We start from the raw sequence: 17,476 nt of genomic DNA on the forward strand, positions 1-17,476 counted from the left end.
GGCGCGGGGATAACAACTTTTAAAACGCCTCGCCCACAAAAATACGGACAGGCTCGAGCGAAGGCTCCGGACCGCAATCGTAGCCCCGCCCACCCCAGGCCCACGACGTGCCGGGCGTCTCAAGAACTCAACTCCCCGCAATACCGCCACACCGCACATATCAAGAACTCACTCCCAAGCAATACCGCCACATCGCACATCTCAAAAACTCAACCCGCGCCAATACCCATAAAGCATCATCAAGCCGCCCGAACCCCAATCGCCACCACCCTCGCACTAAACCCCTTCAACAACTCCTCCCGCATCGCCTCAGCCCGCACCATCGACGCCTCCTTCACGTGCCCGTACCCGCGAATCTCCTCCGGCACGCTAGCCAACGCCACCGCCTTATCCAGATTCCCGCGATTCAACTTCCCCAGAATCGCCGTCATCGTCTCCCGATACTCCCGGATCAATTCCCGCTCAGCCCGCCGCTCCTTCGTATACCCGAACGGGTCAAACCGTGACCCGCGCAAGAACCGCATCCTTGACAGCACCCGGAACACCTTCAGCATCCCCGGCCCATAAGACCGCTTCATCAGATGCCCATCCTTATCCCGCCGCGCAAACACCGGCGGCGCCAGGTGAAAGCGCAGCTTCCAATCCCCCTCGAACTGCTCACCCACCCCCTTCAGAAACTCCCCATCCGAATACAACCGAGCCACCTCGTACTCGTCCTTGTAGGCCATCAGCTTGAAGTAATACCGCGCCACCGCCAGCGCCAGCCGGTTCGTGCCCGTTGCCTCCCGCTCCGCATGCGTCACCTTGTCCACCAGATCCGTGTACTGCTTGGCATAGTCCGCGTCTTGATACTGCGTCAGAAACGCCTTGCGCACCGCCACCATCTGCGCCAATTCGCCCGCCGGCTGTTTCAGATCCACCACCGGACTCGCCACCCGCGGCCGCGTGATTTCGATGATGTCTTCCGGCTGCGCGGCCGGCATCCCGCCATTGGCCATCAAGCGCGCCACCGCCGCCGGCTCGTGCGCCGCACGCCTTCCCCACGCAAAGGCCGCAAGATTGTTTGGCACCTGCTGCCCGTTCAGTTCGATCGCCCGCAACAGCGCCTCGCGCGACAGCGGAATCCAGCCCTTTTGAAACGCGTAGCCCATCATCAGTGGATTCGAATAGATCGCGTCGCCCAGCAGCACCACCGCCATCGCCGCCGCGTCCACCGCGTCCAGGTTGTCCTTGCCGCATGCGCTCTGCAGGTCCGCCGTCAGGTTGGCGCCCGGCAATGTCCAGCCCGGGTTCGACACGAATGCCGCGGTCGGCGCCGTGCCGCTGTTCAGCAACACGTGCGTGCGCCCCGGACTCACCCGCGCCATCGCCTCCGCGCTCGTCGCCACCACCAGATCGCCCGCCAGCAGCAGATCCGCCTCGCCCATCGCCACCCGCGTATTCAGCATATGATCCGGCGAGCCCGCCAGCACCACATGCGAAAACACCGCGCCGCCCTTTTGCGCCAGCCCGGCCATGTCCAGCACCGAACAGCCCTTGCCCTCCAGGTGTGCCGCCATGCCCAGTAACTGCCCGATCGTCACCACGCCCGTGCCGCCCACCCCCGCGATGAAGACGCCATAAGGCACATCCAGACTACGCACACGAGGCGCCGGCACATCCTCGTCGGGCGCGCCGCCCGTTTGCGCCAGCGCGGGGGGCTTCTTCAGCTTGCCGCCTTCCACCGTCACCAGGCTCGGGCAAAAGCCCTTCAGACAAGAGAAATCCTTGTTGCAGCTCGATTGGTTGATCTTGCGCTTGCGCCCGAACTCCGTCTCCAGCGGCTCCACCGACAGACAGTTCGACTTCGACGAGCAATCTCCGCAACCCTCGCACACCCGCTCATTGATGACCACGCGGCGCGCCGGGTCGGGATAGGCGTTGCGCTTGCGGCGGCGGCGCTTTTCCGTCGCGCAGGTCTGGTCGTAGATCAGCACCGACACGCCGGGATGCTCGCGCAGCTCCCGCATCACCGCGTCCAGTTCCTCGCGGTGGCGCACCGGCACGCCCGGCGCCAAGTCCGTCACGTCCACATACTTGCCGGGATCGTCCGTCACCACCACGATCTTCTCGATGCCCTCGGCCGCCACCTGGCGCGTGATCATCGGCACGCTGATGGGACCGTCCACCGGCTGCCCGCCCGTCATCGCCACCGCGTCGTTGAACAGGATCTTGTACGTGATGGGCGCCTTGGCAGCCACCGCTGCGCGGATCGCCAGCAGCCCTGAATGAAAATAGGTGCCGTCGCCCAGGTTCGCGAAGACATGCTTTTCCTCGGTGAATGGCGCCTGCCCCAGCCACGGCACGCCCTCGCCGCCCATCTGCGTGAAGACGTCGGTGCTGCGGTCCATCCAGCGCACCATGTAATGGCAGCCGATGCCCGCCATGCCGCGCGAACCTTCGGGCAGGCGTGTCGACGTATTGTGCGGACAGCCCGAACAGAACCAGGGCTTGCGCTCTTCGACCACGCGCGGGCGCGCCAGCGCCGCTTCACGCGCACGGATGAATTCCACCCGCGCCTCGATGCCGGCGCGCACATCGTCCGGCAGCGCGAACCGCAAGAGGCGCGCCGCGATGGCTTTGGCGACCATCGCGGGCGAGAACTCGTAATGCGCCGGCAGCAGCCAATTGCCCTGTGGCACGGACCACTCGCCGCCGTCCTTGTCGTCGAACTTGCCCACCACGCGCGGAATCTTCTTGCCGCTGCCGATCCAGCTGAACAGCTCCTCCTTCAACTGGTACTCCAGCACCTGGCGCTTTTCCTCCACGACCAGGATCTCGTCCAGTCCTTCGGCGAACCGCTGCGTGCCGGCGGACTCCAGCGGCCACACCATGCCCACCTTGAAAAGACGCAGGCCGATGCGCCGGCACACGTCTTCGGACAGGCCCAGGTCCGACAGCGCCTGACGCGTGTCCAGGTACGCCTTGCCGGACGTCATGATGCCGAAGCGCGCGTCGCGCTGCGGCACGTCCCAGAGTTCGCGGTTCAGCCCGTTGGCGCGCGCATAGGCCAATGCGGCGTACAGCTTGTAGTCCAGCAGTCGCGCCTCCTGCTGCAATGGCGTATCCGGCAGCCGGATGTTCAGGCCGTCCGGCGGCAGCTGAAAATCCTCGGGCAACACGATGCGCACGCGGTGGGGATCCACGTCGACCGACGCCGACACCTCCACGATGTCGGTGATGCACTTCATGCCCACCCACACGCCCGCGTAGCGGCTCATCGCCCAGCCATGCAGGCCGTAATCCAGCACTTCCTGCACGCTGGCGGGAAACAGCGCCGGAATCATGCAGGCCTTCAGGATGTGATCGCTTTGATGCGGCAGGGTCGAGGACTTGGCGGGGTGGTCGTCGCCCGCCACCACCAGCACGCCGCCATGGCGCGCGGTGCCGGCCGCATTCGCATGCTTGAAGACGTCGCCGCACCGGTCCACGCCCGGTCCCTTGCCGTACCACATGCCGAACACGCCGTCGTACTTCGCGCCGGGAAAGAGGTTGACCTGCTGCGTGCCCCACACCGCCGTGGCGGCAAGGTCTTCGTTGATGCCGGGCTGGAATTCGACGTGGTGCACCTTCAGATGGGCGGCGGCCTTCCACATGTTCTGGTCGACGCCACCCAGCGGCGAGCCCCGATATCCCGATACGAAACCCGCCGTGTTCAGCCCCGCCTGCGCGTCGCGCACGCGCTGCATCATGGGCAGCCGCACCAGCGCATGGATGCCGCTCATCCACGCGCGGCCGGATTGCAGGGTGTATTTGTCGTCGAGCTGGACGGATTCAAGCGCCGCGCGGACGGCGGGCGTAAGGGGGGCATTCATGTCTACTCCAACATCGGATGCCCCCACCAGCTTCGCGCGCTTCTAGCCAGAACGCACGCGGGCCAACAAGGGCCGTGAAAGTGAAGTCCTGATGCGTTCGCGCCTCTTTCGGGCGGAATCGCGCTTGCCGCGCCCGCAGGCCGAAAAACGGGGCCGGCTGGCGGTAGTCCTTTCGGTTGTAACCCCTGGCCCCCGGGCGGGCAATAGGGCGATGCGATAATTGCCGGCATGGACTTCGCCCCTCGCATCGTCGCCTGGCAGCGCCAGCATGGCCGCCACGATCTCCCCTGGCAGAACACCCGGGATCCCTACCGGATCTGGCTTTCCGAAATCATGTTGCAGCAGACGCAGGTGGCCACCGTCATCCCCTATTACGAACGCTTCCTGCAGCGCTTTCCGGACGTCGCGGCGCTGGCCGCCGCCTCGCAGGAGGACGTGATGCCGTACTGGGCCGGCCTGGGCTATTACGCCCGCGCCCGCAACCTGCACCGCTGCGCGCAGGAAATCGTGCGCGACTGGGACGGCCGCTTTCCGCCGACCGCCGAGGCCATCGCCACGCTGCCGGGCATTGGACGTTCCACCGCCGCGGCCATTGCCGCGTTCTCGAACGGCGAGCGCTCGCCCATCCTGGACGGCAACGTCAAGCGGGTGTTCACACGCCACTTCGGCATTGCGGGTGATCCCGCCAAGCGCGAAGTCGAGCAGCGGCTATGGGCGCTGGCGCATGCCCAGGTCGACGCCGCGCCCGGGCTGGACATGGCGGCCTACACGCAGGGGCTGATGGACCTGGGCGCCACGCTGTGCACGCGCGGCAAGCCTGCGTGCGACAGGTGTCCGGTGGCGGACACCTGCGTCGCGCGCCGCGAGGGACGTCAGGCAGAGCTGCCCACGCCCAAGGTGCGCAAGGCGATTCCCGAACGCGAGACCTGTATGTTGGTGCTGCGGCACAAGGGCGCTTTCCTGCTGCAGCAGCGTCCCGAGCCTGGCATCTGGGGCGGGCTTTGGAGCCTGCCGGAATTCGACGTGGCGGGCGATCCCGACAGCGCATCGCGCGCGCTGGGGTTGGAGCCGGAACAGCGCCTCGAGCTTGCTGCCTTCGCGCATACGTTCACGCATTACCGCCTGCACATCCGCCCATGGCTGGTGCCGGTGCGGGCGGTCGCCCTGCGCGAACCGACACTGCCGGAACGCTGGGTGCCGGCCGACAAGCTGGGGACGATGGCGCTGCCCGCGCCGGTCAAGAAGCTGCTGCAGGGGCTGGTTGATGCGGGGATGCAGGACAGTCTGTTCGGCGGGGAAAACGCGGCGTAGCGATCGGGCGGGTTGGCCGGTGTGGGCTTGATCGGTGTCAGACACCCTGCCAACACTGCGCCACACCCACGACCGGCGCTCCAGGGTGTCAGACACCGATCAAGCGGCAGCACCTTCGCGCCCTGGTGGAAAACATCGGTCACGCGCACGCCAAACGCAGGCACTAATGCAGGCACTAATGCAGGTGTCTGACACCCCTGCGACGCAGCAGCAAACCCACGGCCATCTCCCACGGGTGTCAGACACCGGTCAACCTAAGACGCCGTCCCATTTAGAAGTCAGGCATCAACGCAGGTGTCTGACACCCCCGCGACGCAGCAGCAAACCCGCGACCATCTCCCACGGGTGTCAGACACCGGCCAATCCACGGCGCCGCCCTATCCCGGTGTCAGACACCCGCCCCGCTCAGCAGCATCACCAGCTTCAGATCCGGATGCGTTGCCAGGCGGAACGTGATCTGCTGGTACGCCAGCTTGCCGCGCTGCGGGTGTTGGAACTCGCGCAGGCCGCCTTCGCGTTCCACCACGGCGTGCCGCGTCCACCAGTGCGAGAAGACCACGCTTTGCCGGCTCAGGCTGTCCAGCAGCGCCAGCACCGCCGGTTCGTCCAGGTGCGCCCCGGCATCCGCGCGGAACTCGGCCACGACGCGGCGGGCGCGCTGGTCCCAGTCGACCACCAGTTCGCGCGCGGCCGGGTCCAGGAAGATGTAGCGCAGAAGGTTGGGTTCGGGATCGCGCTCGGGCCAGTGGTCGAACAGGTCGACCAGCGGCGCGTTGCAGGCCAGCACATTCCAGGCGCGGTCCAGCACATAGGCCGGCGCGTTGATCGCGTTCACGCATTCCTGCAGCGGACCCGGCGCGCCGCCGGCGTCGTCGCGGGCGTGCTGCGGGTCGGCGCAATCGGCAAGGTCGAAGAGGTACGCGCGCTCGGCCCGCGCCAGTTGCAGCACGCCCGCGATGCGCGACCACACCGATGGCGACACCGAGACCTCGCGCCCCTGCTCGATCCACGTGTACCAGGTGACGCTGATGCCGCAGAGCTGCGCCACTTCCTCACGCCGTAGTCCGGGCGTGCGGCGGCGCGATCCCTCGGGCAGGCCCGCCATCTGCGGCGTGATGCGCGACCGGGCGCTGCGCACGAATTCGCCCAGCGCGTGGCGGCGCAGATGCGAGCCTTCGTGGCCAGGGGTGACAGGCTGGGGGGAAGTGGTCATACCAGGATGAGTAATGGGCTTGTACGTGTATACGGGCCCGCCTATCTTAGCGCCTGCATCCTTTCGCAATCCCGAATGGATCCCCGGCAACAATCCGCGCAGCATTTCCGAAAGAATTCCCGACAACCAACCGCGCAGCAATTCCGACAGAATGCCCCGCAACAAACCGCGCAGCATTCTCGACCGCACCCAACCGCCTTCCCGACACAAGGACCCCTCATGACCGCCAGCTCGCACGACGCCGCCGTCGACCGCCAATTCAGCCCCCGCGCCGCCGCCTACCTGACCAGCGCCGTCCACGCCCAGGGCGAGGATCTGCTGCAGATGGCCGCCATTGCCGGACAGCACCCGGACGCGCGTGTGCTGGACCTGGGCTGTGGCGGCGGACATGTGAGCTTTCACGTGGCGCCGAAGGTCGCGCACGTGACGGCTTACGACCTGTCGCAGCAGATGTTGGACGTGGTCGCCGCCGAAGCCGCCAAGCGCGGGCTCGCCAATCTCGTCACCTGTCAGGGCAAGGCCGAATACCTGCCGTTCGGCGACGGCGAATTCGACCTGGTGATGTCGCGCTATTCCACACATCACTGGCAGGACGCCGGACGCGGCCTGCGCGAAGCCTTCCGCGTGCTCAAACCAGGCGGCATCGCCGTATTCGCCGACGTGGTGTCGCCGGGCGAACCGCTGCTCGACACCTGGCTGCAGACCATCGAAGTGCTGCGCGACACCTCGCACGTGCGCGATTACTCGGTGGCCGAATGGACCCGCATGCTGACCGAAGCGGGCTTCACGCTGCAGGAACTGGCGCCGCGCCGCCTGCCGCTGGAGTTTCAGTCGTGGGTCACGCGCATGCGCACGCCCGACACGCTGGTGGCGGCGCTGCGCCACATGTTCGGCATCGCGCCGGACGTCGTGCGCGCGCATTTCGACGTGCGCGAGGACGGGTCCTTCACCAGCGACACGGCGACGATCGTGGTGAAAAAGCCGGCTTGAAGCAGCGGACCGGATCCGGTGCGTCGAATCAATCCACTCTCGACGGATCCATCGCCGCCAGCGCCCCCACCACGCCCAGGCTGCGCAACAACTGCGCAGCCGCCCCCACCGCCCGCACGAAGCGCGGCTCCTGGCCGAGGTCACCGAACACCGGCTCAAATCCCGTCATGACTTCCGCCCACGCCAGCATCGCCGCGTGCCCCTCACCCGCCTGCCCCGCCGCCCGTTCAGCCTCTTCATGCCGACGCGCCAGCGCTTCGGCCAGCGGATCCTGAACCTCAAAGACGCGCCCGGCCTCATCCGACCCGCGCAGGAAATGCAGCCACCCTGCCACCGCCAACGCCAGACCCGGCATTGGCGCATCCGCTGCCAGCCGGTCGCGCACGGTGCCCAACAGCCGCTGCGGCAATTTCTGTGAGCCGTCCATCGCAATCTGCCGCGTCTGGTGCCTGAGCGCAGGATTGGCGAATCGCTGCAACAGTCCCTGCCGGTACTTCTCGATATCCAGCCCCGGCAACGGCGGCAGCGTCGGTTCGATCTCCTGGCTCATCAGCGCGCCCAGGAACCGCCGCATGCCGGGCCGCGCCATCGCCTCGTCCACGGTGGCCCACCCCGCCATCACCGACAGATACGCCAGCGCCGAATGCGCGCCGTTGACCATGCGCAGTTTCAGGGTCTCGAACGGCGCGGCGTCCGTCACGAAACGCGCGCCGCCGGCCGTCCAGTCCGGCCGGCCCGCCGCAAAACGGTCTTCGACGACCCATTCCAGATACGGCTCGGCCACCACCGGCCACGCATCGCGCACGCCCAGCACCGCAGCGATCTCCTGCCGATCCGCGTCCGTCGTGCGCGGCACGATGCGGTCGACCATCGAGCACGGAAACGCGCACGCCGATGCAATCCAGTCCGCCAAAGCCGGATCGACGCGCGCCGCGAACGTGAGCACCAGCGCCCGCAGCAAGTGGCCGTTGGCCGGCAGGTTGTCCAGCGACATGACCGTGATCGCCGGCAGGCCCATCGCGCGGCGGCGCTGCAGACCGCGCACCACAAAACCGATGACGCCACACGGCGACTCAGGGTTCGCAAGGTCGTGCACGACGTCGGGATGATCCAGATTCAGCCTGCCGCTGGCGGGATCATGGCAATAGCCCTTCTCGGTGACCGTGATGCTGACGATGCGCGTGCCGGGCGCCGCGATGCGCGCCAGCACGGCTTGCGGATCCTCGGGCGCCACCAGCGGTTCAAGCAGGCAGCCGATGACACCCACACGCTGCCGCGACGCACCGATGCCATCGGCATCCCGCAGCGCCAGCGCATACAGGCCGTCCTGCGGCGCCAGCGCGTCGCGCGTGTCGGCGTGGCGCAGCGAGACGCCGCAAATGCCCCAGTCCGGCGCCGTTCCTGCGCGCAACGCAGCATCGTTCACCGCCGCCAGATGCGCGCGCGCGAACGCGCCCAGGCCCAGATGCACGATGCCGATGCCGAGCGCGTCCCGGTCATATCCCGGACGCGCCACCTGCGCGGGCAGGCCGTCCAGCAAGGCCGCGTTCAGCCGGCCGCCATCGCCTACCAGTTCCATAGCGTGCCGTCGTGCTGCAGCCGGTTCACGGGCAGATACGCGCGCTGATACGGATATCGCGCCGCCAGTTTCTCGTCGATATCCACGCCGTGGCCCGGGGCCTCGCCCGGATACAGCATGCCCTGCTCGAACGTATAGGAATGGGGAAACACGGCATCGGTCTCGTCGGTATGCCGCATGTATTCCTGAATGCCGAAATTCGGCACCCACAGATCAAAGTGCAGCGCCGCGCCCATGCACACCGGTGACAGATCCGTGGCGCCATGGCAGCCGGTGCGCACCTGATACAGCGACGCCAAGTCGGCAATGCGGCGCAGGTGCGTGATGCCGCCCGCGTGAACGACCGTGGTGCGGATGTAGTCGATGAGCTGGTTCTGCACCAGATCCTTGCAGTCCCAGATCGTGTTGAAGACTTCGCCCACCGCCAGCGGCGTGGTGGTGTGCTGGCGGATCAGCCGGAAGGCCTCCTGGTTCTCGGCGGGCGTGGCGTCCTCCATCCAGAACAGGCTGTAGGGTTCCAGCGACTTGCCGAGGCGCGCGGCCTCGATGGGCGTCAGGCGATGATGCACGTCGTGCAGCAGATGGTGTTCGAAGCCCAGTTTCTCGCGGATGCGTTCGAACAATTGCGGCGCGTGGCGCAGATACTTTTCAGTGGACCAGTCGTGTTCGCTGGGCAGGTCCGCGTCGGCGGGCTCGTAGAACAGCGTGCCGCGGCCCACGCCATAGACCTTTTCCAATCCCGGCACGCCGCTCTGCGCGCGGATCGCGCGATAGCCCATGTCGGCGTAGCGCAGGACCTCGTCCACGGTGTGCTCGATGTCCGAGCCGTTGGCGTGGCCGTACACCATCACGCCGCTGCGGCTCTTGCCGCCCAGCAGCTGATACAGCGGCAGGCCGGCGGCCTTGGCCTTCAGGTCCCATAGCGCCGTGTCCACGCCAGCGATGGCGGTCATCGTGACCGGTCCGCGCCGCCAGTACGCGCCCTTGTACAGGTACTGCCAGATGTCCTCGATCTGATGCGCGTCGCGCCCGATCAGGCAGGGAATGACGTGCTCGGTCAGGTAGGCGGCCACCGCCAGCTCGCGCCCGTTCAGCGTCGCATCGCCGATGCCGGTCAGGCCCTGGTCGGTTTCGATCTTCAGGGTCACGAAGTTGCGGCCCGGAGAACAGACAATCACGCGTGCATTCGTAATCTTCATCTTGGACTTCCGGCTACAGGAAAGGGACGGCCGCATAAGGCGGCCGCACGATCAGAACGTCACCATCACCTTCATCGCCTGGTGGCGGTCGCCCGCCAGCGCAAAGGCGTCATGCACGCGCGCGACAGGCACCGCGGCGGTCAAGAGCGGCGACACGTCCACCAGGCCGCGCGCCAGGCAATCCACGGCCATCGCGTATTCGTCCACAAAGCGGAAGCTGCCGATGCACGACAGGCTCTTGACCATGATCTGGTTGAACGGGCAGTCCGCGCTGCTGCCGCTGAGCGTTCCGACCGTCACGACGACGCCACGCGGACGCGCCGCGCGCAGGCAGCTTGCCAGTCCGGCATAGCTGCCCGACGCCTCGAAGCACACGTCCACCGTGCCCTTGCCCGCGGCCAGCGCGTCCAAGGCGGCCGGGTCCGTGGCCGCGTTGATGGTTTGCGTGGCGCCGACCCGTGCGCACGCCGCCAGCGTCTGATCCACGATGTCCACCACGATGACCCAGCTGGCGCCCGCCAGACGCGCGGCCATCAGGATCAGCGCGCCGATCGGACCCGCGCCGACCACCATCGCCGTCTTGCCCAGCAGCGATCCCGCGCTGCGCACCGCGTGCAGGGCGACCGCCAGCGGCTCGCCAAACGCAGCCAGTTCATACGACAGCGAATCCGGCACCGGCACGCATTGCCGCTCGTCCACCACCACCTCTTCGCGCATCGCGCCCTGCATGTGCGGAAAGCGGCTGGCGCTGCCGAAGAAATGCACCGACTCGCAATGATTGGAATCGCCCTGCCGGCAATACCGGCACACGCCGCAGGTGCGCGCCGGGTCGAGCGCCACGCGGTCGCCGGGCCTGACCGCCGTCACGTCCGTGCCCACCTCCAGCACCTGCCCCGACGCCTCGTGGCCCGGCGTCAACGGCTCGCGGATGACGAAATCGCCCACCCGGCCGTGCCGGTAGTAATGCAGGTCCGATCCGCAGATGCCCACGGCCTTGACGCCGACGCGCACCTGCGACGGCCCCAAGGGCTGCGGGTCCGAAGTGTCCAGGCGCAGGTCCTGCGCCCCGTGGATCATGCAGTTCAGCATCAGCGCCACCCCTGTGCGAATTCGCCGATCACGCGTTCCAGGTGATCGCGCATCGCCTGCCGCGCCTCCTGCGCATCGCGGGCCACCAGCGCGCCGAAAATGCGCTGATGATCCGCCTGCGACGCCTGGCGTAAAGCCTGCGTATGGAAATGCTGTTCCATCTTTTCCCAGACCGGCCCGCGGGCCTGATCCCACATCGACGTCACCGTCGCCAGCAGCACGCTATTGCCGGTGGACTGGGCGATGCACAGGTGAAAGCGGCGGTCCGCCTCGGCGTTGGCGTCCTTGTCCGTCATCCGGTCGCGCATGGCCGTCAGCGCCTCGAAGATGCGGTCCAGGTCCGCGTCGGTGCGGGTGGCGGCGGCCAGCGCGGCGATCTCGGATTCGATCAGGCAGCGGGCGCGAAGCAGCTCGAAGGGGCCGGCGCCGGCCTCCGGCATCGCGGACGGACGGCTCGCATCCGGTTCGCAGACATAGATGCCCGAGCCGCCGCGCACTTCGACCACGCCTTGCAGCTCCAGCGCAATGATGGCCTCGCGCACCGACGTGCGGCTGACGTCGAATCGTTCGGCCAGCGCGCGCTCGGCCGGCAGACGCTGGCCGGCGGCAAATTCTCCCTGCGCCACCAGCGCGTGGATCTGCGCGGCCAGGCGCAAATAGCCGCGGTCCGGCGCAGTGCGGCCGGCCAGGACTTCGGGCTTGGAGATCGATTGCAACGTCATGGCGCCTCAAATTGGTCTGACCAAATCGTATTTGGTCCACCAATTTCCGCCATCGTGGTTTTCCACTACACGCTGCGCGGACAACGCTCGGACGTTACGCAGACATCCGCCGGATCGCCCCTCGACAGCCCCCGCGCCGCCCCTGTATAGATACGGATCGACCGACAGCCAAGGAAAAGCGCCATGCCCAGCACGACCGACCAGCCCTTGCCCGCCAACCTGGCGGACCTGACCGTCACCGAGGCGGCAGCACGCATCCGCGAGGGCCGCCTCACCAGCGTTGCGCTGACCCAGGCCTGCCTGGACCGCATCGACGCCCGCCAGGACCTGAATGCGTTCATCACTGTCGATCGCGACGGCGCGCTGGCGCAGGCACGCGCCTACGATGCGGCACCCGGCCACGGCCCGCTGGGCGGCGTGCCCATCGCCATCAAGGACAACATCCACGTCGCGGGGCTGCCCAACACCGCTGGCACACCGGCAATGAAAAACTTCCGCCCCGCCGAGGACGCGCCGGTCGTGCAGCGGCTGCGCGAAGCCGGCGCCGTCATCCTGGGCAAGACCAACATGCATGAACTGGCGTTCGGCGTGTCCGGCTTCAACACCGCCTTCCCCGGCCCGGACGGCGATGGCACGCGCAACGCCTATGACGCACGCCTGATCGCCGGCGGCTCGTCGTCAGGCAGCGGCGCGGCGGTGGGCGCGCGGCTGGCGCCCGCCGCGCTGGGCACCGATACGGGCGCCTCGGTGCGCCTCCCGGCCTCGGTGAACGGATCGGCGGGCTTTCGCCCCACCGTGGGCCGCTACGACGGCGCGGGCATTACCCCGATCTCGCATACGCGCGACACACCCGGGCCCATCGCCAACGGCATGGCCGACATCGTGCTGCTGGATGCGATTTTGACGGGCCAGACCGAGCCGCTGGCGCCCCTGCCGCCCGCCAGCATCCGCCTGGGCGTGGCCGCGTATTTTTGGGCCGACCTCGATCCCGACGTGCAGGCGGTTTCTGAAGCCGCCTTGAACAAGCTGCGCGCGGCCGGCGTGACGCTGGTGGACCTGGACATGCCCGACCTGCCCGCCGCCAACGCGGCCGTCGGCATGCCGCTATGCCTGTTTGAGCAGAAGCCCGACCTGACGGCCTATCTGGCGCGTTATCACGTGGGGGTGAGCTTTGACGAGGTGGTCGCGCAGATATCCAGCCCCGACGTGAAGGGCATCTTCGACAACCTGATCGTGCCGGGCGTGCTGCCCACGCCGGACGGCCAGGTACTGCCGTTGCAGCCGCTGTATGAACACGCCATCGCCGGCGGCCGGCGCGAACTCATCGACGTCTACCGCCGCGCCTTCAAGGAGCACGCGCTGGACGGCCTGCTGTTTCCGACCGTGCCGGTCCCGCCGCCCGCGTCCACACCCGAGGCCAGCAGCTTCGAGACCTTTGCGCGCCTGGCGCGCAACGTGGACCCCGGCAGCAACGCCGGTCTGCCCGGCCTGAGCGTGCCGGCCGGGCTGTCGCAGGAAGGCCTGCCGGTGGGATTGGAGATCGACGGCCTGCCGGGCGAGGACCGGAAGGTGCTCGCGATCGGCGTGGCCATCGAGAAAGTACTGGGGCGCATCGCTGCTCCCCAGTTCCAGCCTTAGCCTGCGCCAGCCTCAGCCTGGGCTTCAGCGGCAGTCAGGCGCGTCAGCCCAGATTGGGCGCCAGCGTGCGCTTCAGGTCTTCGATGCTGCGGCCGCTGCGGCGGGCGTAGTCTTCGAGCTGATCCTGGCCGATGACGCCCACGTTGAAGTATTGCGACTGCGGGTGGCTGAAGTAGAAGCCCGACACGCTGGACGCCGGGTACATGGCATAGCTGTCCGTCAGCATCATGCCGATGTCCTCGCCGTCCAGCACGCGGAACATGTCGGTCTTCACGACGTGTTCCGGGCAGGCCGGGTAGCCCGGCGCCGGGCGGATGCCCACGTACTTCTCGGCAATCATGTCCTCGTTGGACAGGGCCTCGTCGGGCGCGTAGCCCCACAGGTCCTGGCGCACGCGCGCGTGCAGGCATTCGGCAAAGGCTTCGGCCAGGCGGTCCGCCAGCGACTTGAGCATGATGCTGGAATAGTCGTCCAGCGCCTTCTCGAATTCCGCTTCCTTCTTCTCGATGCCCAAACCAGCCGTGACGGCGAACATGCCGATGTAGTCGACCTTGCCGCTGGACTTGGGCGCGATGAAGTCGGACAGCGACTTGTTGCTGACGCCTTCACGCTTGGCGCCCTGCTGGCGCAGGTTGCGGTACGTGAACAGCACCTCGCTGCGCGTCTCGTCCTTGTAGACCTCGATGTCTTCGTCGTTGACGCTGTTGGCCGGATAGAAGCCCACGACGCCGTTGGCGGTAAGCCAGCGGCCTTCGACGATGCGCTTCATCATGGCCTGGCCGTCGGCAAAGACCTTGCGCGCCTGCTCGCCCACCACCTTGTCTTGCAGGATGGCGGGGTACGGGCCGAACAGGCTCCAGGTCTGGAAGAACGGGCCCCAATCCACGTACTTCGCGATCTCGGCCAGGTCGTAGCTCTTGAACGTGCGGCGGCCGATGAACTTGGGACGCGGCGGCGTGTAGTTGTCCCAATCGATGGTCGGACGCGAGGCGCGCGCCTCGGCCAGCGGCAGGATGGGCGTCGCCTTGCGGTTGGCATGGCGGCGGCGCACGTCTTCGTATTCCTCGGCCAGTTCCGTCAGATAGGCTTCCGACTGGTCCGACATCAGGTTGGTGGCCACACCCACCGACCGGCTGGCGTCGGGCACGTAGATCACCGGGCCTTCGTAATTGGGCGCGATCTTCACGGCGGTATGCACGCGGCTGGTGGTGGCGCCGCCGATCATCAGCGGCACCTTGCGGCTGCGGAAATACTCGTCGCGCTGCATTTCCGACGCCACGTACGCCATCTCTTCCAGGCTGGGCGTGATCAAGCCGGACAGGCCGACGATGTCGGCGTTCTCTTCCTTGGCCTTCTCCAGGATCTGCGCGCAGGGCACCATCACGCCCATGTTCACGACTTCGAAGTTGTTGCACTGCAAGACCACCGACACGATGTTCTTGCCGATGTCGTGCACGTCGCCCTTCACGGTGGCGATGACGATCTTGCCCTTGGCGCGCACGTCGCCGCCCGCGGCCGCGATCTGACGCTTTTCTTCTTCGATGAACGGAATCAGGTGCGCCACGGCCTGCTTCATGACACGGGCGGATTTCACGACCTGCGGCAGGAACATCTTGCCTTCGCCGAACAGGTCGCCGACGACGTTCATGCCGTCCATCAGCGGGCCTTCGATCACTTCGATGGGACGGCCGCCGCGCGCTTCGATCTTCTGGCGCACCTCTTCGGTGTCTTCCACGATGAAGGCGGTGATGCCGTGGACCAGCGCGTGCGACAGGCGCTGCTCGACTTCGGCCTGGCGCCAGGCCAGGTCTTCTTCCTTCTTGGCGCCGGATCCCTTCACGGTGTCGGCAAACTGCACCAGGCGTTCGGTGGGCGTGCGCTCGTCGGCCGGATCGGTCTTGCCGACGGGCTCGGGGCGGTCCAGCACCACGTCTTCCACCAGGTCGCGCAGCGTGGCATCCAGGTCGGCATACACGCCCAGCTGGCCGGCGTTGACGATGCCCATCGTCATGCCTTCCTTGACCGCGTAATACAGGAACACGGTGTGGATGGCCTCGCGCATCGGCTCGTTGCCGCGGAACGAGAAGCTGACGTTGGACACGCCGCCCGAGATGCGCGCGTGCGGCAGGTTCTCGCGGATCCAGCGCGTGCCTTCGATGAAGTCCACGGCGTAGTGGTTGTGCTCGTCGATGCCGGTGGCGACCGCGAAGACGTTCGGGTCGAAGATGATGTCTTCCGGCGGAAAGCCCTCTTCTTCGACCAGGATCTTGTAGGCGCGGCCGCAGATTTCCTTGCGGCGCTCCAGCGTGTCGGCCTGGCCCAGTTCATCGAACGCCATCACCACGACCGCGGCGCCGTAGCGGCGGCACAGGCGGGCATGGTGGCGGAACGGCTCCAGCCCTTCCTTCATGGAGATCGAGTTCACGACCGCCTTGCCCTGCACGCACTTCAGGCCGGTCTCGATGACTTCCCACTTCGAGCTGTCGATCATGACCGGCACGCGCGCAATGTCGGGCTCGGACGCGATCAGGTTCAGGAAGCGGTGCATGCAGGCCACCGAATCCAGCATGGCCTCGTCCATGTTGATGTCGATGATCTGCGCGCCGTTCTCGACCTGCTGGCGGGCAACGGCCAGCGCCTCGTCGTATTTCTCTTCGCGGATCAGGCGCGCGAACATCTTGCTGCCCGTCACGTTGGTGCGTTCGCCCACGTTGACGAACAGCGTGTCCTCGTCGATGTTCAGCGGCTCCAGGCCCGACAGCCGCGTCTTGACGGCGATCTCGGGCACGACGCGCGGCGTCAGCACGGTCACTTTCTCGGCAATGGCGCGGATGTGGTCCGGCGTGGTGCCGCAGCAGCCGCCCGACATGTTCACCAGACCCGCGCGCGCAAATTCCTCGAGCAGCGCCGAGGTGTCGGCCGGCGTCTCGTCAAAGCCGGTCTCGGCCATGGGGTTGGGCAGGCCGGCGTTGGGATACACGCAGACGTAGGTGTCGCAGATCTTGGACAGTTCGGCCACGTAGGGGCGCATCAGCGCGGCGCCCAGCGCGCAGTTCAGGCCGACGGTGACGGGACGCGCGTGGCGCACCGAGTTCCAGAAGGCCTCGACCGTCTGGCCCGACAGGATGCGGCCGGAGGCGTCGGTCACCGTGCCGGAGATCATCACCGGCAGGCGGATGCCGCGTTCCTCGAACACTTCCTCGGTCGCGAAGATGGCGGCCTTGGCGTTCAGCGTGTCGAAGATGGTTTCGATCAGGACGATGTCGATGCCGCCGTCCAGCAGACCGTTGAGCTGCTCGATATAGGCGACGCGCAGCTCTTCGAAGGTGACGTTGCGCGCGCCCGGATCGTTCACGTCCGGCGAAATGGAAGCCGTCTTGGGCTGCGGGCCCAGCGCGCCGGCCACGAAGCGCGGCTTGTCGGGCGTGCTGTAGGCGTCACAGGCCTCGCGCGCCAGCTGCGCCGACACCAGGTTCAGCTCGTAGGCCAGTTCGGGCAGGTCGTAATCGCCCTGGGCGATCGTGGTGGCGCCGAAGGTGTTGGTCTCGATGACGTCCGCGCCCGCATCCAGGTACTGGCGGTGGATTTCCGAGATGACGTCGGGCCGCACCAGCGACAGCAGTTCGTTGTTGCCCTTCACGTCCTTGCCGTGATCGGCAAAGCGCTCGCCGCGGAAGTCCGCCTCGCCCAGCTTGTAGCGCTGGATCATGGTGCCCATGGCGCCGTCCAGGATCAGGATGCGCTTGCCCAGCAGGCGGGCAAATTCGCCGCCGCGGGTATAGGCTTCGGGAGGGTACGGCAGGCGGGGATACGACACGATCAGGTCCGGATTAGGTTGGCCACGGCAGCGCGGATGTGGCTAAAACGCGAAAAACGCCGAA

At 67.1% G+C, this 17,476-nt stretch carries 10 protein-coding genes; 3 read left to right on the forward strand and 7 right to left on the reverse strand.

What is annotated here, in order from left to right; translation table 11 throughout:
- Positions 1-239: 239 nt before the first annotated feature.
- Complete coding sequence (locus RT697_RS08645; RefSeq protein ID WP_313698159.1) at positions 240-3,854, reverse strand: indolepyruvate ferredoxin oxidoreductase family protein; 3,615 nt, start codon at positions 3,852-3,854, stop codon at positions 240-242.
- 228 nt (positions 3,855-4,082) lie between these two features.
- Here RT697_RS08645 and mutY point away from each other — a divergent pair, with 228 nt between their 5' ends.
- Positions 4,083-5,165, forward strand: a complete 1,083-nt coding sequence (mutY, locus tag RT697_RS08650; protein WP_313698161.1) for an A/G-specific adenine glycosylase — start codon at positions 4,083-4,085, stop codon at positions 5,163-5,165.
- A 388-nt stretch (positions 5,166-5,553) separates the two neighbouring features.
- Here the strand turns inward: mutY and RT697_RS08655 are convergent, their stop codons facing one another.
- Positions 5,554-6,378, reverse strand: coding sequence for a helix-turn-helix transcriptional regulator (locus RT697_RS08655; protein ID WP_175186033.1), 825 nt, complete (start codon positions 6,376-6,378; stop codon positions 5,554-5,556).
- Between the two features lie 219 nt (positions 6,379-6,597).
- On the opposite strand from RT697_RS08655, the gene RT697_RS08660 reads away from it, so the two are divergent.
- Complete coding sequence (locus tag RT697_RS08660; RefSeq protein WP_313698163.1) at positions 6,598-7,368, forward strand: class I SAM-dependent methyltransferase; 771 nt, start codon at positions 6,598-6,600, stop codon at positions 7,366-7,368.
- 28 nt (positions 7,369-7,396) lie between these two features.
- Here the strand turns inward: RT697_RS08660 and RT697_RS08665 are convergent, their stop codons facing one another.
- The 4 genes from RT697_RS08665 to RT697_RS08680 are packed head-to-tail and all read right to left on the reverse strand — an operon-like array spanning position 7,397 to position 11,957.
- Complete coding sequence (locus tag RT697_RS08665; RefSeq protein WP_313698164.1) at positions 7,397-8,947, reverse strand: mannitol dehydrogenase family protein; 1,551 nt, start codon at positions 8,945-8,947, stop codon at positions 7,397-7,399.
- Positions 8,935-10,146 (reverse strand): D-mannonate dehydratase ManD, encoded by a 1,212-nt coding sequence (manD, locus tag RT697_RS08670; RefSeq protein WP_313698165.1) that lies wholly within the window; start codon positions 10,144-10,146, stop codon positions 8,935-8,937. Before manD ends, RT697_RS08665 begins: the two co-directional genes overlap by 13 nt.
- A gap of 51 nt (positions 10,147-10,197) precedes the next feature.
- Entirely contained in the window at positions 10,198-11,235 is a 1,038-nt protein-coding gene (locus RT697_RS08675) for an L-idonate 5-dehydrogenase (protein WP_313698166.1), read from the reverse strand.
- Positions 11,235-11,957 (reverse strand): FadR/GntR family transcriptional regulator, encoded by a 723-nt coding sequence (locus RT697_RS08680; RefSeq protein WP_313698167.1) that lies wholly within the window; start codon positions 11,955-11,957, stop codon positions 11,235-11,237. Before RT697_RS08680 ends, RT697_RS08675 begins: the two co-directional genes overlap by 1 nt.
- Before the next feature lie 183 nt (positions 11,958-12,140).
- Here RT697_RS08680 and iaaH point away from each other — a divergent pair, with 183 nt between their 5' ends.
- On the forward strand, positions 12,141-13,595 hold the full coding sequence (iaaH, locus tag RT697_RS08685) for an indoleacetamide hydrolase (protein ID WP_313698168.1): 1,455 nt from the start codon (positions 12,141-12,143) through the stop codon (positions 13,593-13,595).
- A gap of 43 nt (positions 13,596-13,638) precedes the next feature.
- On the opposite strand, the gene metH is transcribed toward iaaH, so the two are convergent.
- On the reverse strand, positions 13,639-17,412 hold the full coding sequence (gene metH, locus RT697_RS08690; RefSeq protein ID WP_313698169.1) for a methionine synthase: 3,774 nt from the start codon (positions 17,410-17,412) through the stop codon (positions 13,639-13,641).
- Positions 17,413-17,476 lie beyond the last annotated feature (64 nt).

The organism is Achromobacter sp., assembly GCF_032113835.1.
GTDB lineage: Bacteria > Pseudomonadota > Gammaproteobacteria > Burkholderiales > Burkholderiaceae_B > Achromobacter.